The sequence below is a fragment of the Luteimonas sp. A501 genome, assembly GCF_054052085.1.
The window spans coordinates 1,187,788-1,209,889 of record NZ_JBSVRI010000001.1 but is presented as its reverse complement, the minus strand read 5'-3'; the positions used below and the strand labels follow the sequence as shown (position 1 = coordinate 1,209,889).

20 protein-coding genes and 1 tRNA gene are annotated in these 22,102 nt (G+C 70.6%); 12 read left to right on the top strand and 9 right to left on the bottom strand.

Annotation, left to right across the window (positions count from 1 at the left end; translation table 11 throughout):
* Positions 1–35 precede the first annotated feature (35 nt).
* The 4 genes from ACW7G5_RS05505 to rnt all read left to right on the top strand — a co-directional run bounded on the left by ACW7G5_RS05505 (position 36) and on the right by rnt (position 2,973).
* Positions 36–500, top strand: coding sequence for an HvfA family oxazolone/thioamide-modified RiPP metallophore (locus tag ACW7G5_RS05505; protein ID WP_457002493.1), 465 nt, complete (start codon positions 36–38; stop codon positions 498–500).
* A 3-nt stretch (positions 501–503) separates the two neighbouring features.
* Positions 504–1,409: an HvfB family MNIO-type RiPP peptide maturase gene (locus tag ACW7G5_RS05500; protein WP_457002491.1), complete on the top strand. Its 906-nt coding sequence runs from the start codon at positions 504–506 to the stop codon at positions 1,407–1,409.
* Positions 1,399–2,241, top strand: a complete 843-nt coding sequence (locus tag ACW7G5_RS05495; protein WP_457002489.1) for an HvfC family RiPP maturation protein — start codon at positions 1,399–1,401, stop codon at positions 2,239–2,241. The genes ACW7G5_RS05500 and ACW7G5_RS05495 overlap by 11 nt, the downstream gene beginning before the upstream one ends.
* 105 nt (positions 2,242–2,346) lie before the next feature.
* Entirely contained in the window at positions 2,347–2,973 is a 627-nt protein-coding gene (gene rnt, locus ACW7G5_RS05490; RefSeq protein ID WP_457002890.1) for a ribonuclease T, read from the top strand.
* Between the two features lie 245 nt (positions 2,974–3,218).
* On the opposite strand, the gene rlmB is transcribed toward rnt, so the two are convergent.
* Positions 3,219–3,977, bottom strand: a complete 759-nt coding sequence (rlmB, locus tag ACW7G5_RS05485) for a 23S rRNA (guanosine(2251)-2'-O)-methyltransferase RlmB (protein WP_457002487.1) — start codon at positions 3,975–3,977, stop codon at positions 3,219–3,221.
* Between the two features lie 13 nt (positions 3,978–3,990).
* Positions 3,991–6,528 (bottom strand): ribonuclease R, encoded by a 2,538-nt coding sequence (rnr, locus tag ACW7G5_RS05480; RefSeq protein WP_457002485.1) that lies wholly within the window; start codon positions 6,526–6,528, stop codon positions 3,991–3,993.
* Between the two features lie 120 nt (positions 6,529–6,648).
* Between rnr and ACW7G5_RS05475 the strand changes: the two genes are divergently transcribed.
* A tRNA-Leu gene (locus tag ACW7G5_RS05475) sits at positions 6,649–6,735 on the top strand.
* A gap of 3 nt (positions 6,736–6,738) precedes the next feature.
* Here ACW7G5_RS05475 and ACW7G5_RS05470 read toward each other — a convergent pair.
* Positions 6,739–7,668 carry an NAD(P)/FAD-dependent oxidoreductase gene (locus tag ACW7G5_RS05470; RefSeq protein WP_457002484.1) on the bottom strand — a complete coding sequence of 310 codons (930 nt, stop codon included), beginning with the start codon at positions 7,666–7,668 and terminating at the stop codon, positions 6,739–6,741.
* A 62-nt stretch (positions 7,669–7,730) separates the two neighbouring features.
* Positions 7,731–7,928 carry a hypothetical protein gene (locus ACW7G5_RS05465; protein ID WP_457002482.1) on the bottom strand — a complete coding sequence of 66 codons (198 nt, stop codon included), beginning with the start codon at positions 7,926–7,928 and terminating at the stop codon, positions 7,731–7,733.
* Positions 7,929–8,087: 159 nt separating this feature from the next.
* Here ACW7G5_RS05465 and ACW7G5_RS05460 point away from each other — a divergent pair, with 159 nt between their 5' ends.
* From ACW7G5_RS05460 to ACW7G5_RS05435, 6 genes are all read left to right on the top strand, one after another.
* Complete coding sequence (locus ACW7G5_RS05460) at positions 8,088–9,170, top strand: DNA topoisomerase IB (protein ID WP_457002480.1); 1,083 nt, start codon at positions 8,088–8,090, stop codon at positions 9,168–9,170.
* Between the two features lie 34 nt (positions 9,171–9,204).
* On the top strand, positions 9,205–9,381 hold the full coding sequence (locus ACW7G5_RS05455; RefSeq protein WP_457002478.1) for a hypothetical protein: 177 nt from the start codon (positions 9,205–9,207) through the stop codon (positions 9,379–9,381).
* A 2-nt stretch (positions 9,382–9,383) separates the two neighbouring features.
* Complete coding sequence (locus tag ACW7G5_RS05450; RefSeq protein WP_457002476.1) at positions 9,384–9,755, top strand: hypothetical protein; 372 nt, start codon at positions 9,384–9,386, stop codon at positions 9,753–9,755.
* Positions 9,752–11,995, top strand: coding sequence for a DNA topoisomerase IV subunit A (parC, locus tag ACW7G5_RS05445; protein ID WP_457002474.1), 2,244 nt, complete (start codon positions 9,752–9,754; stop codon positions 11,993–11,995). The genes ACW7G5_RS05450 and parC overlap by 4 nt, the downstream gene beginning before the upstream one ends.
* A gap of 112 nt (positions 11,996–12,107) precedes the next feature.
* Positions 12,108–14,483 (top strand): penicillin acylase family protein, encoded by a 2,376-nt coding sequence (locus tag ACW7G5_RS05440; RefSeq protein ID WP_457002472.1) that lies wholly within the window; start codon positions 12,108–12,110, stop codon positions 14,481–14,483.
* 72 nt (positions 14,484–14,555) lie between these two features.
* Positions 14,556–15,224: a hypothetical protein gene (locus tag ACW7G5_RS05435; RefSeq protein WP_457002470.1), complete on the top strand. Its 669-nt coding sequence runs from the start codon at positions 14,556–14,558 to the stop codon at positions 15,222–15,224.
* Between the two features lie 78 nt (positions 15,225–15,302).
* On the opposite strand, the gene dapE is transcribed toward ACW7G5_RS05435, so the two are convergent.
* From dapE to map, 5 genes are read right to left on the bottom strand one after another with little or no spacing between them, the layout of a single operon-like run.
* Positions 15,303–16,433 (bottom strand): succinyl-diaminopimelate desuccinylase, encoded by a 1,131-nt coding sequence (gene dapE, locus ACW7G5_RS05430; protein WP_457002468.1) that lies wholly within the window; start codon positions 16,431–16,433, stop codon positions 15,303–15,305.
* A complete protein-coding gene (locus ACW7G5_RS05425; RefSeq protein ID WP_457002467.1) occupies positions 16,430–16,789 on the bottom strand; it encodes an arsenate reductase in 360 nt (119 codons plus the stop codon). Before ACW7G5_RS05425 ends, dapE begins: the two co-directional genes overlap by 4 nt.
* A 15-nt stretch (positions 16,790–16,804) precedes the next feature.
* The gene (dapD, locus tag ACW7G5_RS05420; protein ID WP_457002465.1) at positions 16,805–17,887 is read right to left on the bottom strand and encodes a 2,3,4,5-tetrahydropyridine-2,6-dicarboxylate N-succinyltransferase; all 1,083 of its coding nucleotides are present in this window, start codon (positions 17,885–17,887) and stop codon (positions 16,805–16,807) included.
* Positions 17,884–20,547 carry a [protein-PII] uridylyltransferase gene (glnD, locus tag ACW7G5_RS05415; protein ID WP_457002463.1) on the bottom strand — a complete coding sequence of 888 codons (2,664 nt, stop codon included), beginning with the start codon at positions 20,545–20,547 and terminating at the stop codon, positions 17,884–17,886. The genes dapD and glnD overlap by 4 nt, the downstream gene beginning before the upstream one ends.
* A 1-nt stretch (position 20,548) precedes the next feature.
* Positions 20,549–21,325, bottom strand: coding sequence for a type I methionyl aminopeptidase (gene map, locus ACW7G5_RS05410; protein ID WP_457002461.1), 777 nt, complete (start codon positions 21,323–21,325; stop codon positions 20,549–20,551).
* A 216-nt stretch (positions 21,326–21,541) separates the two neighbouring features.
* Here map and ACW7G5_RS05405 point away from each other — a divergent pair, with 216 nt between their 5' ends.
* Complete coding sequence (locus ACW7G5_RS05405; RefSeq protein ID WP_457002459.1) at positions 21,542–22,042, top strand: Csu type fimbrial protein; 501 nt, start codon at positions 21,542–21,544, stop codon at positions 22,040–22,042.
* Positions 22,043–22,102 lie beyond the last annotated feature (60 nt).

Genomic DNA, 22,102 nt, shown 5'->3' with positions numbered 1-22,102 from the left:
TGCGGCCTCCCGCCGCGGAACAGGAGAACGCCAGCATGTCGAAGTCCCCTGCAAAGCCCGTCGCCCTTGCGGTAGCCGCCACGCTTGGCGGCCTCGCGCTTTCCGGCGCCGCATTCGCGATGACCCCGCTCGCCAGCGGCTACATGGTATCCGGCACCGCAGCCAGCCAGGACGCGGCCGCCACTGAAGCCGCCACCGATGCCAAGACCGATGCCAAGGCCGGCGAAGGCCGTTGCGGCATGTCCCACGCCGACAGCGACGGCGACGGCCGCATCTCCGCCGAGGAGTTCGCCGCCAGCCATCCCGAAAAGGACGCGTCCTATTTCAGCGCGATGGACGGCAACGGCGACGGCTTCGTCGACAAGGCCGAGCACGACGCCCACCACGCAGCGAAGAAGGCCGGGTCCGACGCGGACGCCGATACCGACAAGGCCGCGCAGGAGGGCAAGTGCGGCGAAGGCAAGTGCGGCGGCTCCGGCGCCTGCGGCGGCGTGGCCTGAGCCATGGCTGATCCGGATGCGCGGCCACCCGCCGCGCACCCGCCGGCCATGGACGTCCCGCTGCACCCGCGCGCCGTCGGCCTCGGCCTGCGCCGCGCCCTGCTGCCCGAGCTGCGCGCCGCGCCGCCGGGCAGCTTCGATTTCCTCGAAGCCGCGCCCGAGAACTGGATCGGCGTCGGCGGCGCGCCGGGCGAGGCCTTCGCCGAGCTCGCTTCGCGCCATCCGCTCGCATGCCACGGCCTGTCGCTGTCGCTCGGCGGCCCCGCGCCGCTGGACGAGCCCTTTCTGCACCAGCTGCGCCATTTCCTGGATGCGCATCGTGCGCCGCTCTACAGCGAGCACCTCAGCGCCTGCGGCGACAGCCTTGGCCAGCTCTACGATCTGCTGCCCCTGCCCTTCAGCGACGAAGCGGTGCGGCACGTGGCCGCGCGCATCCGCCGTGCCCAAGACATCCTCGGCCGGCGCATCGCGGTGGAGAACATCTCGTACTACGCAAGCATTCCCCTGGATGCCGGAACACGGCCACTGACCGAGCTCGAGTTCGTCAACGCCGTGCTTGCCGAAGCCGACTGCGATCTGCTGCTGGATGTGAACAACATCGTGGTCAACGCCACCAACCATGGCTACGACGCGTTCGCCTTCCTGCGCGGACTGCCGGGCGAGCGGATCGCCTGTGTCCACGTCGCCGGCCATCGCGATGAAGCGCCCGGGCTCAAGATCGATACGCATGGCGCGGCGGTGGCCGACCCGGTCTGGGCGCTGCTGTCTGAGGCCTATACCCTGTTCGGTCCGCGGCCCACGCTGCTCGAGCGCGACTTCGACTTCCCGCCGTTCGACGAGCTGCTGGGCGAACTCGACATCGTGCGTGGGCGCCTTGCCGCTCTACCGGCGGTCCGTCGTGTGGCCTGACCACAGCGCTCCCGGCGGGGCGGGCACCGCCGCCGCAGCGGTGACGGGCCCGGGCGGCCTCGCCGCCAACGACGCGCTGCGCGCGCAGCAGGACGCCTTCACCGCCCACATCCGCGATCCCGACCGTCATCCAGCGCCGCCCGGCATCGACGCGCGCAGGATGCAGGTCTATCGCGACCTGTTCTTCAACAACGTCTCGCGACTGCTGGCGGGCAATTTCCCGGTGATCCGCCGCATCCGCGGTGACGCCTGGCCCGCCCTGGTCCGCGACTTCTACCGCGACCACGGCTGTCGCACCCCGCTGTTCCCCGAGCTGCCGCGGGAATTCCTGCGCTACCTTGAAACCGGCGGCGGGCGCGAGCCCTGGCTGCCGGAGCTGGCGCACTACGAATGGATCGAGCTGGCCCTGCAGATCAGCGAGGCACGCGTGGACGGGATCGCCCATGACCGGCTTGATGCACCCGGAACCGACGTCGCGGCCGCGCTGCTGGCCGGGCGCCCCCTGCTTTCACCGCTCGCGTGGCCGCTGGCCTACGCCTGGCCGGTACACCGCATCGGGCCCGACATGCTGCCGGTCGAACCGCCGCCCGAGCCGACCCTGCTGCTGCTCCATCGCGGCGCCGACGGCCGCGTGCGTTTCCACGCGCCCAGCCCGCTGGCCTGGCGGCTGCTGCAGCGCCTGGACGAGGCACCCGGGCTGGACGGCCGCGCCCAACTGGAGGCGCTGGCGGCAGAAGCCGGCAGCCCCGCGGACGCCGCCTTCATCGACCAGGGCTGCGCGATGCTCGTGCGCTGGCATGGCGAGGGCATCGTCGCCGGCGTGCGCAGCTGAACCCGCCACCGGGCCGGCTGCCCGCACTCGGATAGACTAGCGCCGGTGACCACCCTGCCCACGCCACCGCCCCAGCCCTCCGCGGCCGCCCCCGCCATCGCCCCCATGTCGACCCGCTTCCGGGGCTACCTGCCCGTGGTGGTCGACGTCGAGACCGGCGGCTTCGACTGGAACCGCCACGCGCTGCTCGAGATCGCGGTGATGCCGATCGACCTCGACGACCAGGGCCGCTACGTCCTGGGCGAAGGCGCCAGCGCGCACGTCGTCCCGGCACCGGGCACCGACATCGATCCGAAGTCGCTGCAGATCACCGGCATCGACCTCGACCATCCGTTCCGCTTCGCCAAGCAGGAGCGCGACGCGCTGGACCACGTCTTCGCCGCGGTGCGCACCGCGGTGCGCAAGCACGGCTGCCAGCGCGCGATCCTGGTCGGTCACAACGCCCACTTCGACCTCAACTTCGTCAACGCCGCGGTGGCGCGCAGCGAGCACAAGCGCAATCCCTTCCACCCCTTCAGCGTGTTCGACACCGTGACCATGGCCGGCCTGGCCTACGGGCAGACGGTGCTAGCGCGCGCGGTGCAGGCCGCGGGCATGGAATGGAACAGCGACGAAGCGCACTCGGCCGTCTACGACACCGAACGCACCGCGCAGCTGTTCTGCACGATCGCCAACGGCTGGGGCCGCCATGCCACCCCGCCCGCCAATCAGCCCCCGCCCGACGCCATGTAGGAGCAGCTATGGCTGCGAAAAGCCTTGCCACGGATTTACGCGGATAAGGGCGGATTTACACAGATAGAGCAAGAGCTTTTTCAGCCACGGATTTGCGCGGATTACGCGGATTTAGCCAAGGCAGATTGTTGCCGGGAGCCTTTCTGCATCAGAAAGCCGGCCAAGGCGTGGAGCGGATGCTGGCCTCAGCCAATCCGCGTAAATCCGTGGCAAAAAGCTCTTCGACACGAACCGAGCAGCGCCGGTCAGAGCCGCTGACGCACGGCCTCGAACAGGCACACGCCCGCGGCCACGGACACGTTCAGGCTGTCGACGCCGGCATCGGTCGCGCCCGGCATCGGCAGCGCGACCAGCTCGTCGCAGTGTTCGCGGGTGAGCCGACGCAGTCCCTCTCCCTCGCCGCCCAGCACCAGGGCGACGTTGCCGCGCAGGTCGATGCCGTAGAGCGACGCGCCCGCGTCACCGGCCAGGCCGTAGATCCACACGCCCTGCTTCTGCAGCTCGCGCAGGGTTCGGGACAGGTTGGTCACGCGCACCACCGCGATGCTGTCGGCGGCGCCTGCGGACGTCTTGCGCACGGTGGCGTTGACCTGCACCGCCTTGTCCCTGGGGATGACCACCGCGGTGACGCCCGCGGCTGCGGCGCTGCGCAGGCAGGCGCCGAGGTTGTGCGGATCCTGCACCCCGTCGAGCACCAGCAGCAAGGCGCGGCCTTCGGCGGCCTCGACCAGCCCTGGCAGGTCGTCCTCGTCGAAGGTCTTCGCCGCGGCGTAGCGCGCGACCGCACCCTGGTGGCGCAGGCCGCCGGCGACCCCGTCCAGCGCATTCTGCGCGACGCGACGCACTTCGATACCCCGGCGACGGGCCTCTTCTTCGATCGTGCCGATACGCGGATTTTTCGCGCCGGCCTCGAGGAGGACTTCACGCACGTTGTCGGCATCGTGTTCCACGGCCGATGCGACGGCGTTGATGCCGACGATCCACTGGTTCTGCTTGTTGCCCATCGGGCTTTCGTCCTCAGTACTTTTTCTTGGTCCGCTTCGCCGGCTGCCCGCGCGGGGCGGGTGGCACCGGACCGCCCTGCTGGACGCCCTCCTCCACCAGGCGGAAGTCGATCTTCAACTCTTCCACGCTCGCCTTGAGCACGACGATGCGCACCGCGTCGCCAAGCCGGTACTCGCGCTCGGAGCGCTGGCCGGTCAGCGTCTTGCGGATCGGGTCGAAGTTGTAGAAGTCATTCGGCAGCTGGGTCACGTGTACCAGGCCGTTGACCTTGGATTCGGTCAGCTCCACGAACAGGCCGAAGCTGGTGACCCCGCTGACCACGCCGTCGAATTCCCGGCCTACGTGCTCTTCCATCCACGCCGCGCGATAGCGTTCGTCGACCTCGCGCTGGGCCTCGTCGGCGCGGCGCGAGCGCTCCGAGCACTGCAGCGAGAGCGTCGCCATTTCGTGCGCCGTGTACCTGTACTGCGCGGCACTGCCGCCAACGAGCGAATGCTTGATCGCACGGTGCACCAGCAGGTCGGCGTAGCGGCGGATGGGCGACGTGAAGTGCGCGTAGGCCTCCAGCGCCAGGCCGAAGTGGCCGATGTTGTCCGGCGAATACACCGCCAGCGACTGGCTGCGCAGCAGCACCGATTCCAGCAGCGCGGCGTCGGGACGCTCACGCACTGTTTCCAGCAGCTTGCGGTAGTCCTTCGGATGCACCTTCTGCCAGGTCGGCAGGCGCAGCTGGAACTCCTTCAGGAACTCCAGCAGGTCGGCGTACTTTCCTTCCGGCGGGCGGTCGTGGTCGCGGAACGGCGCCGGGATGCCGGACGCGAGCAGCGCGTGCGCGGCCGCCACGTTCGCCGCGATCATGCACTCCTCGATCAGCTTGTGGGCGTCGTTGCGCTGGATCATGCCGGCCTGGGTGACTTCGCCCTGCGGCCCGAGCACGAAGCGCACCTCGGAGGTCTCGAAGTCGATCGCGCCGCGCTGCTTGCGGGCCTTCTCGAACACCTTGTACAGCTGGTGCAGATGCCTGACCTGCTCCATCTGTGGGCCGATGAAGGCCTGCGCAGCGTCGCGGTCGGCATCCGGGATGCCGTCGCCGACGGCGTTCCAGACCTGGTTGTAGGTCAGGCGCGCGTGCGAATGCATCACCGCTTCATGGAAGGAATACGAGACCATGTTGCCGCGGCGGTCGACCTGCATGTCGCAGGCGAAGCAGAGGCGGTCTTCGCGCGGCTTCAGCGAGCAGATGCCATTGGACAGGGTCTCCGGCAGCATCGGCACCACGAAGCCGGGGAAGTACACCGAGGTCGCGCGCTTCTGCGCCTCGTCGTCGAGCGGCTCCCCGGGGCGCACGTAATGCGAAACGTCGGCGATCGCGACGATCACGCGGAATCCGTCGCGGTTGGGTTCGCAGTACACCGCGTCGTCGAAGTCCTTGGCGTCCTCGCCATCGATGGTGACCAGCGCCAGCTTGCGCAGGTCCAGGCGACCGTTGGCTTGGGCGGCGTCGACGTCGACCGGCACCTCGGCCGCGGCGTCGAGCACCTCGGGCGGGAATTCGTGCGGGATGTCATGGCCGTGGATCGCGGCTTCGACCGCGATCGACGCGGTCAACTTGTCGCCCAGGATCGCCAGCACGCGCCCGATCGGCGGCCGGTGGTTGTCCGGCGGCGCGACGATTTCGCAGACCACAAGTTGGCCGTCGCGCGCGTCCAATCGTGCGTCGGCGGGAATCTGGATGTTGCGCTGGATACGGCGGTCGTCGGGCACCACGAAGCTGATCCCGGACTCGAGCGCGTAGCGCCCGATGAGCCGGCTGACGCGGCGCTCCAGCACCTCCACGATCACGCCTTCGCGGCGGCCGCGGCGGTCGACGCCGGTGACGCTGCCGAGCACGCGATCGCCGTGCATCACCTTGCGCATCTCGAAGGGCGGCAGGAACAGGTCGTCGCCCACCCCGCTTTCCGGGCGCAGGAAGCCGAAGCCTTCCGGGTTGGCGATCACCGTGCCGGGGACAAGGTCGGCCCGCGCCGCGGGCACGAAGCCGCGGCGGCGGTTCTTCAGCACCTGGCCGTCGCGCAGCATCGCCGCCAGGCGCTTGTCCAGCGCTTCCGCGCGCTCCGGCTCGGTCAGGCCCAGGGACACTTGGAGGGCCTCGGCGTCCATCGGGCCGTCGGCATCGGACAGCACCTGCAGGATCGCTTCGCGGCTGGCAATGGGGTTCTCGTAGCGTCCCGCCTCGCGCGCCGCCTGCGGGTCGTCAAAGCCGCCGCGCTTGCGGCTGCCTTCCTTCGCGCGCTCCGGCGCCGGCGTCGGAGCCGCAGGTGCGACTGGCGCCTCCGGGCCACGCGGCTTCATCGCGCGCAGCAGGCCCGGATCGGGCATCCAGCCCGGCTGTGCCGCCGGCTTTTTCTTGGCGGCGCGCGCTGGCGCCGAGCCCTTCCCGGGCGGGGTGGCGGCAGCTTTCGCGCCTTTGGACGGCGCGCCCCCGCCAGTCGTCGCCTTGGAAGGCGTCCTGTCGCGGCCGCTGCCGCCCTTGTCTGCAATATTTGTCATCGGGCAATTGTACGCGGGCGCCGTGGACGTCCCGTGCCCATGGTTTTGCATCCGTGTGCATCGATTCGCATGTCGACCGTTGACAGGATCGTCGCCGCGCTGCACCATACGCGCCCACCTGCCCAGGTGGCGGAATTGGTAGACGCACTAGCTTCAGGTGCTAGCGGGGGCAACTCCGTGGAGGTTCGAGTCCTCTTCTGGGCACCATCATTAGGTTGATGACAGGAAACCCCGCGAAAGCGGGGTTTTTTGTTTTTCGCGACGCACGAACGGCAGTGCGTTGTGCGCGTGGGTGGCCGCGATCGCCGCGTGCCCCACGGCCACCGAGATCTGGTTGAGGCCGCTGACGACGTCACCGATCGCGTACAGGCCCGCCAGCCTCGTCTGCTGGTCGGCATCCACGATGATCCCGCCCTCCGCCGTCAGCACGGCACCTGCCGCGGCGGCGATGCCCGCGCTGGTATCGGAACCCAGATACGCATAGACGGTGTCCAGCGTGATCGGCGCGCCCTCCGGCGGGACGTAGCTGCATTTTTCGCCATCGAAGGCCAGGCGCCCGCCGCCCGGGAGCCACTCGGCGCCGGCCTCGCGCGATTTGCGTCCGGCGTCGCCGCCATCGCCGCCGTCGGTTGGCAGCACGCGGACCGAGTCCGAATACCCCAGCAGGAACAGCGCGTGGCTGCCAACCGCGTCGGCCGGACCATGGACCCCGATCACCAGGTCGCTGGCCTCGTAGGCATCGCAGACCGAACACAGGCGCAGCGCGCCGGAAGCGATCGCTGCTGCCACCCAAGAGCCGTCGGGCAGACGGTCGGTCACGCCGGTGGCGAGAATCACCTTGCGCGCACGCCAGCGGCGCCGGTCGGCGGTGACCTGGAAGCCGGCATCCAGCGGCGCGATGCCGTCCACCATGGCCTGTTCGGTCAGCAGGCCGACTTCGCCCGCCTGTTCACGCATGCGCCGCAGCAGCTCGTTCCCTGACACTCCATGCGGGAAGCCCGGGCAGTTGTTGCTCTCCGGGATCCAGCGCGCACGGCTCTCGCCGGCATCCAGCACCAGGCAGGAGCGGTGGAAGCGGTGCAGGTAGGTGGCCGCGGTCAGCCCCGCGGGCCCACCACCCACCACGATCACGTCGATCACGCCTGCTTTCCGGCGTTCATGCCAGGCGCAGTCCGTACGTTCCCTGCCGCACGCAGCGGCACTCAATCATCGCCAGCGCCGCCCGATGGCTCGGGTGGCGCGTCGCGCTGGGTGCCGCCTTCATGGCGGGGCATGCGGCCCTTGTCACCGGTGGGCGACCAGGCGTTGCGATCGCCGCTTCCGTGCGCGTAGGAGCGCTCCTCCCGCTCGGGCTTACCGGTGTCGTGGCGCTTGTCCTCGGGGGTGCTGTCGCGGGTCATGTCGGTCTCCGTCGTTCTGCAGGATGGGTTGGCAGACGGTGCGCGCCGACGCGGGAAGGAGGCGTGAGGCCGCACGGCCCCGGGCAGGTTCATCGCCCAATCACCGGCTGACCGTAGTTTTCACGCATGGCCACGACACGCACCACGGACCCCGCCGACATGCAGCCACTGTCCGCAGCAGCGGACGCAGCCGAAGCCGCGGAAGCCGGGCTGCGCCATGTCAGCGACTGCGCACCCGGCATCCGCCGCTTGCGCTGCGGGCGCGGCTTCCGCTACCTCGATCCGGATGGACGCGCGATCAGGGACGCCGCGACCCTCGACCGCATCCGCGCGCTGGCGATCCCGCCCGCCTACCAGGATGTCTGGATCTGCGCTTCCCCGCGCGGGCACCTCCAGGCCACCGGGCGCGACGCTCGCGGCAGGAAGCAGTACCGCTACCACGCCCACTGGCGAAGCTTCCGCGATACCGGCAAGTTCGAGCGGTTGCCCGACTTCGCCAAGGCGCTGCCGCGCTTGCGGCGATCACTGCGCAGCGACCTGGCGCTGCCAGGATTCCCGCGCGAAAAAGTGCTGGCGGTCGTGGTGCGGATTCTTTCCGAAACACTGCTGCGCGTAGGCAACGCCGGCTACGCGCGCGACAACGGGTCCTTTGGCCTCACCACGTTGCGCAGCCGCCACGCCCGCTTCCAGCGGGGTGCGCTGCGGCTGCAGTTCAAGGGCAAGGGCGGCAAACAACTCGAGGTCGAGCTGGACGACCGGCGGCTTGCGCGCATGGTGCGCACCCTGCACCAGCTGCCGGGCCAGCACCTGTTCCAGTACAGCGGCGACGACGGCGGTTCGCAGCCGGTGGACTCCAGCATGGTCAACGCCTATCTGCGCGAAAAAATGGGCGCACCGTTCACCGCCAAGGATTTCCGCACCTGGGGCGCGACCCTGGCCGCGTTCCGGCTGCTCGCGGCCACGCCCCCGCCCGACGACGCCAGCGAAGCCGCCCTGGCGCGGCTGCAGCAGCAGGTGGTGGTCGAGGTCGCGCAGACGCTGGGCAACACGCCGGCGGTCTGCCGCAGCTCCTATATCGACCCCTGCGTATTCGACGGCTGGCAGGACGGCAGCCTGGCGCGCGCCGCATTGCGTGCACGCGGGGCGCGCCAGTGGGAAACCGCCGCGCTGCGATTCCTGGCCCGAGCCCACCGGGCGCAGGCCCGGCAACCAGTCACGCGGAAACAACGTCGCCAAGGCTAAAGAAGCGGCTATCACCCATCACCACGAGGCAACCATGAGCCGCGACCGCAAAGACCTGCCCCAGGACCATGACCGGCACGAACCCGAGACGCCGCAGGACCGCGCGCGCCGCAAGGACAGGGAGAGCGAAAACCAGGACGAGGCGTTGGAAGAAACCTTCCCCGCCAGCGACCCGACCTCGCCCTTCGTGCCGGCCAAAGCCCGCGACTGAGGATGGCCACGCCGGTACCGCCCGCCCTCCTGGTCGTGGACATGGTCGGGCTGTTCGACTTCCCGGAAGCGGACGTCATCGCCCCCGCCGCGCTGCGCGCCGCCCGCAACATCCATAAGCTGCGCGAACGCTTCAACGACCGCGGCTGGCCGGTGGTGTTCGCCAATGACAACTTCGCCCGCTGGCAGTCCGATTTCCGCGAGCTGGTGGCGATGGCCTCGGCCACGCCCGGCCCCGCGGGCCGGATCGCTGCCCTGCTGCAGTCGCTGCCCGAGGACCATCACGCAGGACGCACTGAGCACTGCCGCCGGGCGGGAGCATCGCGCCGTCCTTGTAGAATTGCGGGTCCCCGATCGCCACAGCAGTCCAGATGAACGACCCGGTCCGCCCCGTCTTCCACGGTTTCGAACAGATCCCCTTGCGCGAGTACGCCGAGCGCGCCTACCTCGACTATTCGATGTACGTGGTGCTCGACCGCGCCCTGCCCTTCATCGGCGACGGGCTGAAGCCGGTGCAGCGGCGGATCGTCTACGCGATGAGCGAGCTCGGGCTCAGCGCGACCTCGAAGCCGAAGAAGTCCGCGCGCACGGTCGGCGACGTGATCGGCAAGTTCCACCCGCACGGCGACAGCGCCTGCTACGAAGCCCTGGTGCTGATGGCCCAGCCCTTCAGCTATCGCTATCCGCTGATCGAGGGCCAGGGCAACTTCGGCTCCACCGACGACCCGAAGTCGTTCGCGGCGATGCGCTACACGGAATCAAAGCTCACTCCGATCGCGGAAGCCCTGCTTGGCGAGCTCGCGCACGGCACCGTCGACTGGGTGCCGAACTTCGACGGCACGCTGGACGAGCCGAGCTGGCTGCCGGCCCGGCTGCCGAACCTGCTGCTGAACGGCACCACCGGCATCGCCGTGGGCATGGCCACCGACGTGCCGCCGCACAACTTGAACGAGGTGGTCAGCGCCTGCGTGCGCCTGCTTGACGACCCCGAGGCCACCGTCGCCGATCTCTGCGAGCACGTGCGCGGCCCGGACTATCCCACCGCCGCCGAGATCATCACCCCCGCCGCCGACCTGCGCGCGATGTACGAGACCGGCCACGGCAGCGTCCGCGCCCGCGCCACCTTCATGAAGGAAGGCCAGAACATCGTGATCACCGCGCTGCCCTACCAGGTCAGCCCGGGCAAGGTGATCGAGCAGATCGCAGCGCAGATGCGCGCCAAGAAGCTGCCCTGGCTTGAGGACATCCGCGACGAGTCCGACCACGCCAACCCGGTGCGCGTGGTGCTGATCCCGCGCTCCAACCGGATCGACGTGGACCAGCTGATGGGCCACCTGTTCGTGACCACGGACCTCGAGAAGAGCTACCGGGTCAACCTCAACATCATCGGCCTGGACGGTCGGCCGCAGGTCAAGGACCTGCGCATGCTGCTGCTGGAGTGGCTGTCGTTCCGCAGCGACACGGTCACCCGCCGCCTGCAGCACCGCCTGGACAAGGTCGAGCGCCGCCTGCACCTGCTGGAGGGCCTGCTGGTGGCCTTCCTCAACCTCGACGAGGTGATCCGCATCATCCGCACCGAGGACGAACCGCGCGCAGTGCTGCAGGCGCGCTTCGAGCTCAGCGACGACCAGGTCGACTACATCCTCGAGACCCGCCTGCGGCAGTTGGCGCGCCTCGAGGAAATGAAGATCCGCGGCGAGCAGGACGAGCTCGACGCCGAGCGCGACCGGCTGATGGCGACCCTGGGCAGCAAGTCGAAGCTGCGCAAGCTGGTCAAGGACGAGCTGCTGGCCGACGCGAAGAAGTTCGGCGATGAGCGCCGTTCGCCGCTGGTCGCGCGTGGCGCGGCGCAGGCCCTGGCCGAGACCGACCTGGTGGCCAGCGAGCCGGTGACGGTGGTGGTCAGCCAGAAGGGCTGGGTGCGCGCCGCCAAGGGCCATGACGTGGACGCGTCCACGATGTCGTACCGCGAAGGCGACGCGCTGCTGGCCGCGCTGCGCGGGCGCAGCACGCAGCAGGTCGCATTCCTGGATTCCACCGGCCGCGCCTATTCCACCCTGGCCCACGGCCTTCCGTCGGCACGCGGCAACGGCGAGCCACTCACCGGGCGCTTCTCGCCCGCGGCCGGCGCCACGTTCGTGGCCATGGCCACTGGCGACGCCGGCGCCCGCCTGGCGCTTGCCTCCTCGGCCGGCTACGGCTTCGTCACCCGCTTCGAGAACCTGGTGGGCCGGCAGAAGGCGGGCAAGGCCATGCTCAGCGTGCCCGAGGGCGCGCACGTGCTGCCGCCGTCGCCGGTCGCCGGCATCGAGACCGACCGCATCGTGGCGGTCACCAGCGCCGGGCACCTGCTGGCGTTCCCGGTCTCGGAGCTGCCCGAGCTCGAACGCGGCAAGGGCAACAAGATCATCGAGATCCCCAAGGCCAAGCGCGGCACCGAGCGCGTGGTGGCGATCGCCGCGGTGCCGCAGGGCGGCACGCTTTCGGTCAGGTCCGGCGCGCGCACGATGTCGCTGTCGTACCGCGACCTGGAGACCTATCTGGGCGCCCGCGGCAGCCGCGGCGGGCTGCTGCCCCGCGGCTGGCAGAAGGTCGACGGGCTGGCGGTCGACTGATAGACCCGGCGGCTCCAGCGGCGCGCACAGCGCACCGCCACTGGCCTGCGGCGGCCACGTTGGCGGTGGCATGGACCGCTCTACAATGCGGCAGGCCCCAGGGGGAAACGCCATGCTTCGCTGGTCATTGCGCATCGTGCTGGTGTTCGTCCTGCTGGCCGCGCTCGCGGCGCTGGCCGGCTGGTGGGCGCTGCGCGCCAGCCTGCCGGCGCTCGACGGCACCGTGGCCCTCCCCGGCCTGTCGGCGCCAGTGACGATCAGCCGCGATGCCATCGGCGTCGCCACCATCGATGCCACGAGCGAGGCCGACGCCGTCCGGGCGCTCGGCTACCTGCACGCGCAGGAGCGCTACTTCGAGATGGACCTGATGCGGCGCACCGCCGCCGGCGAGCTGTCCGCGCTGTTCGGCGCGGTCGCGCTGGACGCCGACCGCCGGCATCGCGTGCACCGGATGCGCGCGCGCGTGGACGCCGACCTCGACGCGATCGCCGGCAGCCAGCGGCCGCTGCTGGACGCCTACGCCGCCGGCGTCAACGCCGGCCTTGCCGATCTCCGCGCGCGGCCCTGGCCCTACCTGCTGCTGCGCCGGCAGCCCGAGCCCTGGACGCCCGCCGACACGGCCCTGGCCGGCTACGCGATGTACTTCGACCTGCAGGACGCCGCCAACCAGCGGGAGTTCGCGCTCTGGACGCTGCGGCCACACCTGCCACCGGCGCTGTTCACGCTGCTCACCCACGCGGGCTCGAGCTGGGATGCGCCGCTCCTGGGCCCGGCCACCGGCGATGCCGTGCTGCCCACGTCCGATGCCGTCGACCTGCGTCGGCTGCCCCTGCCCGATGCCGCCGGGCCGCTGGACTCTCCGCGTCCGCCCGCGCCCGGCAGCAACAACTTCGCCGTATCGGGACGCTTCACCGCCGACGGCCGCGCCATCGTCGCCGACGACATGCACCTGGGCCTGCGCGCGCCCGGGATCTGGTTCCGCGCGCGCCTGCGCTGGCCCGATGCGCGCGCTCCCGATGGCCGGGTGGACGTCTCCGGCTTCACCCTGCCAGGCTTGCCGGCGGTGGTGGTGGGCAGCAACGGCCGCGTCGCCTGGGGCTTCACCAACAGTTATGCCGACACCCTGGACTGGGCGCGGGTGACGCCCTGCGGCGAGCGCGACGGCAGTGGCGCCAGCGGCGACGACTGCGCGCCCGTCGAGCACTTCGTGGAACGCATCGAGATCGCCGGCGGCGACGCGGTCGACCTCGGGATCGACGAGGTCCCCTGGGGCCCCCTGCTGCACCGCCTCGAGGGCGGCGACGCCCTGGCCCTGCGCTGGGTGGCGCACCAGCCGGGCGCGCTCAACCTCGGGCTGACCTCGCTGGCCTGGGCCGGGGACCTGGACCGCGCGCTGTTGCTGGCACGCGACATCGCCTTGCCGGCGCAGAACCTGGTGATCGGCGACCACCGCGGCCGGATCGCCTGGCGGCTGCTCGGGCCGCTGCCGCAGCGCGACGCGGCCTGCCCGGCCACCGACCTGGTGGCGGATGGCGGCGCATGCGCACCGTGGAGCATCGGCGGCAGGCGCGCGCCCCACGTCGCCACGCCCACCGTCGACCGCGTCTGGACGGCGAACAACCGGGTCGTGGGCGCGCCCTGGATCACGGCCTTCGGCGACGGCGGCTACGTGAACGGCGCGCGCGCCAGGCAGATCCGCGACGCCCTGTTCGCCAGCGAACGCTTCGACGAACGCGCCCTGCTCGCGATCCAGCTCGATGACCGCGCGCTGTTCCTGCAGCGCTGGCGCGACCTGCTGCAGTCGAGCGCCGGCAGCGCGGATGCGGACGCGCCCGCGCTGCGTGCGCTCGCCGACGCCGCCGGCGACTGGCAGGGTCGCGCCACTCCGGACTCCACGGGCTACCGCCTGGTCCGCGCCTGGCGCAACGCGGTGCACGACCGGATCGCCGATGGCCTGATGGCGCCCGCACGCGCGGCCCTGGGCGAGGATTTCGCGATGCCCGCGCTGCCGCAGCTGGAAGGCGTCGCATGGCCCCTGGTGTCCACCCGGCCGGCGCACCTGTTGCCCCGCCGCTACGACAGCTGGCAGGCGCTGTTCGAGGATGCCGCGCGCGACGTCCGCGACCAGCTCGAAGCCCGGGGGCCGCTTGCGGAGCGCACCTGGGGCGAGCGCAACACCGCGGCGATCTGCCATCCGCTGGCCGGCGCCATCCCGCTGCTGGGCAAGCGCATGCTCTGCATGCCGCCCGACAAGCTCCGCGGCGACACCGGCATGCCGCTGGTGCAGGGCCCGGCGTTCGGTGCGTCCCAGCGCATGGTGGTGTCGCCGGGACGCGAAGCCGACGGCATCGTGCACATGCCGGGCGGCCAGAGTGGCCACCCGCTGTCGCCGTTCTGGGGCGCCGGCCATGACGACTGGGTGCAGGGCCGCCCCTCGCCATTCCTTCCGGGCCCCGCCGCCCACACGCTGGTCCTGGAGGCGCGCTGACGCCGCGACATCACCGCAGGTTCATAGCGAACGCCCACAATCCGGCCAGGTCCCCATACAGGAGCAGCATCCATGGCCACGCACAACGGACTCCGCATCCTCGCCCTCACCCTCGGCCTTGGCCTGGCCGCGAGTGCGTCCGCACAGACCATCGGCTACAACACCCGGACCGGTGATGTCTGGGTCGATTCGCGCCTGGGCGAGATCAACGAGTACGGCCGCCACCACCGCGACCCCTTCCTCGACGAGATGACCGGCCATTACGGCGCGCCGCGCCCGCTGCTGGTCGACCTGCTCGAGGCCCGCGGCTGGGCGCCCGGCGATGTCTACTACGCATGCGCCATCGCGCACGCCCTGGGCGTGCCCTGCGGCAACGTGGTCCGCGAATACGAGCGCAACCCCGGCCAGGGCTGGGGCGCCGTCGCCAAGCGCATGGGCATCAAGCCCGGTTCCGCGGCCTTCCACGCGCTCAAGCGCGGACAGGTCGACACCTACGGCCGGTGGGGGCAGTCGATCGTGGTCGACCGCCCGGTCCGCGTCGACTGGTCACGCTCCGGACCGGGCCACGCCCGCGACGGAAAGGACGTGCGCGGCAATGGCCAGCGCAACGAGCACGGCCGCGGCAATCCCGGGAATGGGCCCAAGCCCGGCAGGGGCAACGGCGGCAACAACGGGAACAACGGGAACAAAGGCAACGGCAACGGCCAGGGCCAGGGCAACAACGGCAACGGCCAGCGCTAGCCCATCCCGTTTACCACGGCGCGGGTCCACGCGCCCCACGGCGCCGGCCACCGCAGCTGCGGCAGGCCGGCGCGCGGGTCAGCGCGGGAGGAGCCGCTCGATCAGTGCCAGGTAGAGCTCCGGCAGCGCCTCCAGGTCGGCGACGGAGACGTTCTCGTCGACCTTGTGGATGCTGGCGTTCACCGGCCCCACCTCGATGCACTGCGCGCCCAGCGGCGCGATGAAGCGCGCGTCGGACGTACCGCCGCCGGTGCTCTCTTCCGGTGGCGCCCCGGCCACGCGGCCGAGCACGTCGCGGGCGGCGGCGCGCAGCGGCCCCTCCGGCGTGAAGAAGGGCTCGCCGCTGCGGTGCCAGCGAATCCCGAAGTCCAGGCCGTGGCGCGCGAGCATCGACTCGATTTCCGACTCCAGCCGCGGCGCGTCCCAATTCGGGTTGTAGCGGAGGTTGAAGTCCACGTGCAGGCTGCCGGGGATGACGTTGGTCGCTCCCGTGCCCGCGGCGATGTTGCTGACCTGCAGGCTGGTCGGCGGGAAAGTCCCGTGGCCATCGTCCCAGCGCCGGGCCACCAGCTCGGCCAGCGCCGGCAGGGCGTCGTGCACGGGATTGCGCGCCTTGTCCGGATAGGCGACATGCCCTTGCACCCCGTGCACGGTGAGCGCGGCCGACAGCGAGCCGCGGCGGCCGACGCGCAGCAGGTCGCCCAGGCGATGCGTCGATGAAGGTTCGCCGGTGATGCACCAGTCGATGCGCTGGCCGCGCCTTCGGAACTCGTCGGCCACGCGGCGCACGCCGTCGATGGCATCGCCTTCCTCGTCCGAGGTCAGCAGCAATGCGACCGTGCCCGCGTGGTCCGGGTTCGCGGCCACGTACTGCTCCAGGGCGATCACGAACGCGGCCACGCTGCCCTTCATGTCGGCGGCACCGCGCCCGTAAAGCACGCCGTCGCGGACTTCGGGAACGAAGGGATCGCTGTCCCAGGCCTCGCGCGGGCCCGGCGGCACCACGTCGGTGTGGCCCAGCAGCACCAGCACCGGATCGCCACTGCCGTGGCTGGCCCAGAGGTTGTCGACCTCACCGTAGCGAAGCGACTCGCAGGTGAAGCCGGCGCGCTCCAGGCGCCCCGCGACCAATGGCTGGCAGCCGGCATCGTCGGGCGTCACAGAAGGCCGCGCCATCAGCTCGCGGGCCAGCGCCAGCACCTCGCTCATTCGCCGGTACCGAAGCGCTTCTTGAAGCCGTTGTCGCTGAAGCCCTGGCTTGCGACGCCATCATCGGTGACCACCACCGGCCGACGGACCAGCTGCGGATACTCGCGCAGGAGCAGCTTCCACTCGGCGTCCGAGCCGGCCGCCTTGCGGTTGTCCGGCAGCTGGCGCCAGGTCGTCGAGGACTTGTTGACCATGGCCTCGAAACCGCCCAGCTTGCCGGCCCACTCGACCAGGGTCTCCGGCTCGGGCTTCTCGTCGCGGTAGTCGACGAACCGATGCGCGACACCGAAGCGGTCCAGCCACTTCCGCGCCTTCCTGCAGGTGTCGCAGTTCTTCAGTCCATACAGCGTCGTCATCATCGCCCTCCCGGCTCAGAGCGCGTGGCCGCGCAGCAGTTCGTTGACCGAGGTCTTGGCGCGGGTCTTCGCGTCCACCTGCTTCACGATCACCGCGCAGTACAGCGAGTGCGTGCCGTCGGCGGCCGGCAGCGAACCCGCCACCACCACGCTGCCCGGCGGCACCACGCCGTAGCTGGTCTCGCCGGTCATGCGGTTGTAGATGCGCGTGGACTGGCCGAGGAACACGCCCATCCCGATCACGCTGTGGTGGCCGACGATCACGCCCTCCACCACCTCCGAGCGCGCGCCGATGAAGCAATGGTCCTCGATGATCGTCGGCGAGGCCTGCAGCGGCTCCAGCACGCCGCCGATGCCGGCGCCGCCGGAAATGTGGCAATGCTTGCCCACCTGGGCGCAGGAACCCACGGTCGCCCAGGTATCGACCATGGTGCCGGTGCCGATGTGCGCGCCGATGTTGACGAACGAGGGCATCAGCACCACGTCGCGACCGATGTACGTGCCGCGGCGCGCGATCGCGCCGGGCAGCACGCGCGCACCGAGCTTGCGGAAGGCTGCCTCGTCGAAGTCCTCGAAGCGCATCGGGATCTTGTCCCAGTAAGGCGCCGGGTACTGTTCGCCGGCCTCCATGTCCTGCACGCGGAAGTACAGCAGGACCGCCTTCTTCAGCCATTCGTTGACCGTCCATCCGCCGGCGCCGTCGGGCTCGGCCACGCGCAGGCGGCCTTCCTCCAGCCCTTCGATCGCACGCTCGATCAGCGGTCGCGTGGAGCCTTCGATCTCTTCGGGCGTCAGGGTCGACCGCCGGTGCCAGGCGCTGTCGATCATGAAGGCGAGCTCCTGGTCGGGCCCGTTGCCCGGCGCGACGGCCGGAGCACCCGCCGCGGGGACCTTGCCTGCAGCCGACTTTCGTGACGGCACCTTCTTCGCCGCGACCTTCTTCACGGAAACCTTCTTCGCCGCCTTCTCCGGTGCGACCTTCGTCGATGCAACCTTCCTGGCTGCAGCCTTCTTCACCGCAGCCTTCTTTCCTGCATCGGTCGATGCCGCCTTACTCGCCACGGGCTTCTTCACCGCGGGCTTCTTCTTCGTGCTCATCTACCTGCTTCTCCGTCGATCCTTGCCAGCAGGGCGCTGCGCAGTCGCGCGCACGCCGCCTCGTCCAGCGGTTGCTTGTCTTCGCCGGTCACCCGGAACACGTCCTCGGCGCGGGCACCGAAGGTCGCGATGCGCGCGTCGTGCACGCGCAGGTCCTGGCTGCGCAGCACGTGCGCGACGTCGGCCAGCAGCCCCGGCCGGTCGGTGCACACCAGGCTCAGCACGGTGGCCGAGCCGTCGGCGCTGGGCGCGAATTCAACCTGCGGCACGATGCGGAAGTGGCGCAGGTGCCGCGGCAGCGTGCGCTGCGCCGGACGCACCCGGTCGAGCGGCCCCGCCAGCACCGCGGCCAGCTTGCGCGCGACCATCCTCGGCTCGCAGTCGGCGCGCGCGTCTTCCGGCAGCACCTGGAAACTGTCGAACACCCCGCCGCCCGGCCCGTCGATCGCTCGCGCCTGCTGGATCGCCAGGCCCAGCCGGTCGAGCGTGACCACGATCGCCGCGAACAGGCCATCGCGGTCCGCGTCGTGCACGAAGACCTCCATCGCCGGGCTGCCGGCGGCCACCCGCCTTGCCTTCACCACCGGCCGTCCAGCCACCTCGCCGTCCACCGCGGACCCGTGCAGGGCCAGCGCCTGCCACGCGATCTGCTCGGCCCGCGCGCGCAGGAAGCTGTTGGCCGGGAAGCGCCCGAGCAGCGCGTCCGCATCCATCGGGTCGATGCCCTTTTCGGCCAGCAGCGACGCCGCCGCGGCACGGGTCCCTGCGATGCGCTCGGCGGCCGCGACCGGATGCTCCAGGCCCCGGCGCAGGGCAAGACGGGTGGCGTTGCGCAGGTCGGCCAGCAGCCGGTCCTTCCACGCATTCCACAGCTTGGGCGAGGTGCCGGCGATGTCGGCACAGGTCAGCAGGTACAGGTAGTCGAGGCGCTCGCGATCGGCGACCTCGCCGGCGAAGCGATGGATCACCGCCGGATCGGCGATGTCCTGCTTCTGCGCAGTCACCGACATCAGCAGGTGGCGCAGCACCAGCCACTCCACCAGGGCGGTGTCGGGCTCGTCCAGGCCATGGGCCTGGCAGAAGGCGCGCGCATCCACCGCGCCCAGTTCGGAATGGTCGCCGCCGCGACCCTTGGCGATGTCGTGGAACAGGCCGGCCAAGAGCAGCAGCTCGGGCTTGTGCAGCGTCGGATACACCGCGTGCGCCTGCGAAAAGCGCTCGTCGGGCACGCCGGTCGCGAACGCGGCCAGGTTGCGCAGCACCGCCAGCGTGTGCTGGTCGACGGTATAGACGTGGAAGAGATCGAACTGCATCCGCCCCGACACCTGCGCGAAGGCCGGGATCCAGCGCCCCAGCACCCCGAGGCGCGCCATGCGCTCGAGCGTGCGCACCGGCGACGGCCCGCGCAGCAGCTCCATGAACGCGTCGCGATGCGCCGGCGCGGCGGCGGTATGCGCGGGCAGCCCGTCGAGCGCTTCGGCCAGGGCGCGCGCGGTGTGCGTGTGCAACCCGCGCAGTTCGCCCAGCCGCGCCCAGGCCGCAAACAGCGCGAACACTTCGCCGACGTCGCCATGCGGCCAGTCGTGGTCGCGCGCGGCGAGATAGCCGCGGCGCAGCTCGAAGTCCGCGTCGACCGGCTCCGGCACGGCGGCGCCGTCGAAGTGCTCCTCGAAGCGCTGCTGCAGCCGGTCGCCGATGCGGCGCACCACCGCGGCGCTGCGGTAGAAGCCCTGCATCATCTGCTCGACGCCAAGGTTGCGGGCGTCGTCGGCGAAGCCCAGGCGCGCGGCCAGCGGCTTCTGGTGGTCGAACCGCAGGCGGTCCTCGCCGCGGCCGGCGACCAGGTGCAGGCCGTAGCGCAGCCGGGCCAGCGCGCGGTGCTCGCGGTCGAGCGCGGCGGCCTCGTCGGCACCGACGTGGCCCAGCGCCACCAGCGGCTCGAGCTCGTGGGTGCCGAAGGCGCGGCGCGCCATCCAGCCCAGGGTCTGCAGGTCGCGCAAGCCGCCCGGGCCTTCCTTCAGGTTCGGCTCGAGGTTGTCGGAGGTGTCGCCGAAGCGCGCGTGCCGGCGGTCCTTCTCCTCCGACTTGGCCACGAAGAAGTCGCGTGCGGGCCAGGCCCTGTCGGGCGCGATCGCCCGCGCCAGCGCCAGACGCGCTTCGTCGCCGGCCACGACCGGCCGCGCCTCGAGCAGTGCGGTCATCACGGAAATGTCGGCCGCCGCCGCGGTGCACTGCTCGGGCGTGCGTACCGAATGGCTCGCCGGGAGGCCGCAGTCCCAGAGCAGCGCAAAGAAGCGCGACAACGCGGCGCCGCCGGCCGCGTCGGTGTCGGGCTCCACGTCCACCAGCACCAGCAGGTCGATGTCGGAATGCGGGAAAAGCTCGCCGCGGCCGTAGCCGCCGACCGCGAACAGCGCCATGCCGGGCGCGTCGGTGGCGTCCACCGCGTCCGGCACGCAGCGCCGCCAGGCTTCGGCGACGATCAGGTCGACCGTGCGCGCCCGCTCGGCGGCCAGGCGCACGGCGTCGGCACCACGATCGAACCGCCCTGCCAGCGCGTCGTCGATCACGAGCAGCGCGTCGCGGCGCTCATGCGCCCAACCCGCGTCGCCGGCGCCGCCCATGCGCCCGGGGGCGTCAGCTGGCGCGGCCGTATCCATGTCAGAAGTCGTTGTCGTCGCCGGGCAGGCGCGTGAGGATGTCGACGCCATCGGCGGTCACCGCGACCATGTGCTCCCACTGCGCCGAGAGCTTGCGGTCCTTGGTGACCACGGTCCAGCCGTCGGGCAGCAGGCGGGTGTGGCGCGCGCCCTCGTTGATCATCGGCTCGATGGTGAAGGTCATGCCTTCCTCCAGCACGAGACCCTCGCCGGGGCGGCCGTAGTGCAGCACCTGCGGTTCCTCGTGGTACACGCGGCCGATGCCGTGGCCGCAGTATTCACGCACCACGCTGAAGCGCTCGGCCTCGGCGTAGGTCTGGATCGCATGCCCGACATCGCCGAGCGTCGCGCCCGGCCTCACCGCGCGGATGCCGCGGAACATGGCCTCGCGAGTCACCTCGACCAGGCGCTTGGCCATCACCGACGGCGTGCCGGCGAAGTACATGCGGCTGGTGTCGCCGTGCCAGCCGTCCTTGATGACGGTGACGTCGATATTGACGATGTCGCCGTCCTTCAGCACCTTGGCTTCGTTCGGGATGCCGTGGCAGATGACGTTGTTGACGGAGATGCAGGTGGCCTTGGGATAGCCGCGGTAGCCGACGTTGGCCGGCGTGCCCTGCTGCACGTTGACGATGTGCTCGTGGCAGATGCGGTCGAGTTCCTCGGTGCTGACGCCCGGCTTCACGTGCGGGGCGATCATCTGCAGGACCTCGGCGGCCAGGTGGCCGGCGATGCGCATCTTCTCGATCTGGTCTGGGGTCTTGGGCTTGATGGTCATCCTGACATTATCTTCGATTTCGGCGCAGATCTGGCTCCGGTCGCGCAAGCAAGGACGCCTCTCAGCCCCCGCCCCCCCACGAAAGCGTGATCCGGCCACCTATTCATATGCGGCCTCCCGTTAACGGTCATCCTGTTGACATGTGACCGCCGCGCTACCCATGCGCCGCGGTCATCACGATGGAATGACCTTGTTTTTTACGGAGATACACACGCAATGAACCTGATGAAATTCGCCGTGGGCCTCGCCGTCATCGCCAGCGCAGCCCATGCCTCCAATGCGCATGCCCAGAGCGCGTCCACGACGTTCGACGTGACGATCACGATCACCAGCACCTGCAGCATCGACACGCCGGCGGCCACCGACGTGGCCTTCGGCACCCAGCCTTCGACAGCCACCGCCATCGAAGCCACCGGCCAGCTGAACGTCAACTGCACTCCCGGCACGGATTACGACATCGCGCTCGATGCGGGCCTGAACGACGGTGGTGCCGGCATTGGCGCGCGCGCCATGAGCAGCGGCGCCGACCTCGTGCCCTACCAGCTCTACCAGGATCCTGCGCGCACCGCCGTGTGGGGCGAGACCATCGGTACCGACACCTTGGCAGGCACGGGGACCGGTGCGGTGCAGCCCATCCAGGTCTACGGGCTGACGCCGTCCGCCAACTTTCCGGCGGCCAGCTACATCGACACCGTGACCGCGACGATCACCTACTGATCATCGTGCCAAACAGCGCGCTGTCCCGCCCGGCGTGGGGGGCGGTCTGCTTGGCATTTG

Bases quoted from the DNA above. Each gene is read 5' to 3' on its own strand.
- ACW7G5_RS05505 (WP_457002493.1), top strand. From the start codon at position 36: ATGTCGAAGTCCCCTGCAAAGCCCGTCGCCCTTGCGGTAGCCGCCACG.
- ACW7G5_RS05500 (WP_457002491.1), top strand. From the start codon at position 504: ATGGCTGATCCGGATGCGCGGCCACCCGCCGCGCACCCGCCGGCCATG.
- rnt (WP_457002890.1), top strand. From the start codon at position 2,347: ATGTCGACCCGCTTCCGGGGCTACCTGCCCGTGGTGGTCGACGTCGAG.
- rlmB (WP_457002487.1), bottom strand. From the start codon at position 3,977: ATGGGCAACAAGCAGAACCAGTGGATCGTCGGCATCAACGCCGTCGCA.
- rnr (WP_457002485.1), bottom strand. From the start codon at position 6,528: ATGACAAATATTGCAGACAAGGGCGGCAGCGGCCGCGACAGGACGCCT.
- ACW7G5_RS05465 (WP_457002482.1), bottom strand. From the start codon at position 7,928: ATGACCCGCGACAGCACCCCCGAGGACAAGCGCCACGACACCGGTAAG.
- ACW7G5_RS05460 (WP_457002480.1), top strand. From the start codon at position 8,088: ATGCAGCCACTGTCCGCAGCAGCGGACGCAGCCGAAGCCGCGGAAGCC.
- ACW7G5_RS05455 (WP_457002478.1), top strand. From the start codon at position 9,205: ATGAGCCGCGACCGCAAAGACCTGCCCCAGGACCATGACCGGCACGAA.
- ACW7G5_RS05450 (WP_457002476.1), top strand. From the start codon at position 9,384: ATGGCCACGCCGGTACCGCCCGCCCTCCTGGTCGTGGACATGGTCGGG.
- parC (WP_457002474.1), top strand. From the start codon at position 9,752: ATGAACGACCCGGTCCGCCCCGTCTTCCACGGTTTCGAACAGATCCCC.
- ACW7G5_RS05440 (WP_457002472.1), top strand. From the start codon at position 12,108: ATGCTTCGCTGGTCATTGCGCATCGTGCTGGTGTTCGTCCTGCTGGCC.
- ACW7G5_RS05435 (WP_457002470.1), top strand. From the start codon at position 14,556: ATGGCCACGCACAACGGACTCCGCATCCTCGCCCTCACCCTCGGCCTT.
- dapE (WP_457002468.1), bottom strand. From the start codon at position 16,433: ATGAGCGAGGTGCTGGCGCTGGCCCGCGAGCTGATGGCGCGGCCTTCT.
- ACW7G5_RS05425 (WP_457002467.1), bottom strand. From the start codon at position 16,789: ATGACGACGCTGTATGGACTGAAGAACTGCGACACCTGCAGGAAGGCG.
- dapD (WP_457002465.1), bottom strand. From the start codon at position 17,887: ATGAGCACGAAGAAGAAGCCCGCGGTGAAGAAGCCCGTGGCGAGTAAG.
- glnD (WP_457002463.1), bottom strand. From the start codon at position 20,547: ATGGATACGGCCGCGCCAGCTGACGCCCCCGGGCGCATGGGCGGCGCC.
- map (WP_457002461.1), bottom strand. From the start codon at position 21,325: ATGACCATCAAGCCCAAGACCCCAGACCAGATCGAGAAGATGCGCATC.
- ACW7G5_RS05405 (WP_457002459.1), top strand. From the start codon at position 21,542: ATGAACCTGATGAAATTCGCCGTGGGCCTCGCCGTCATCGCCAGCGCA.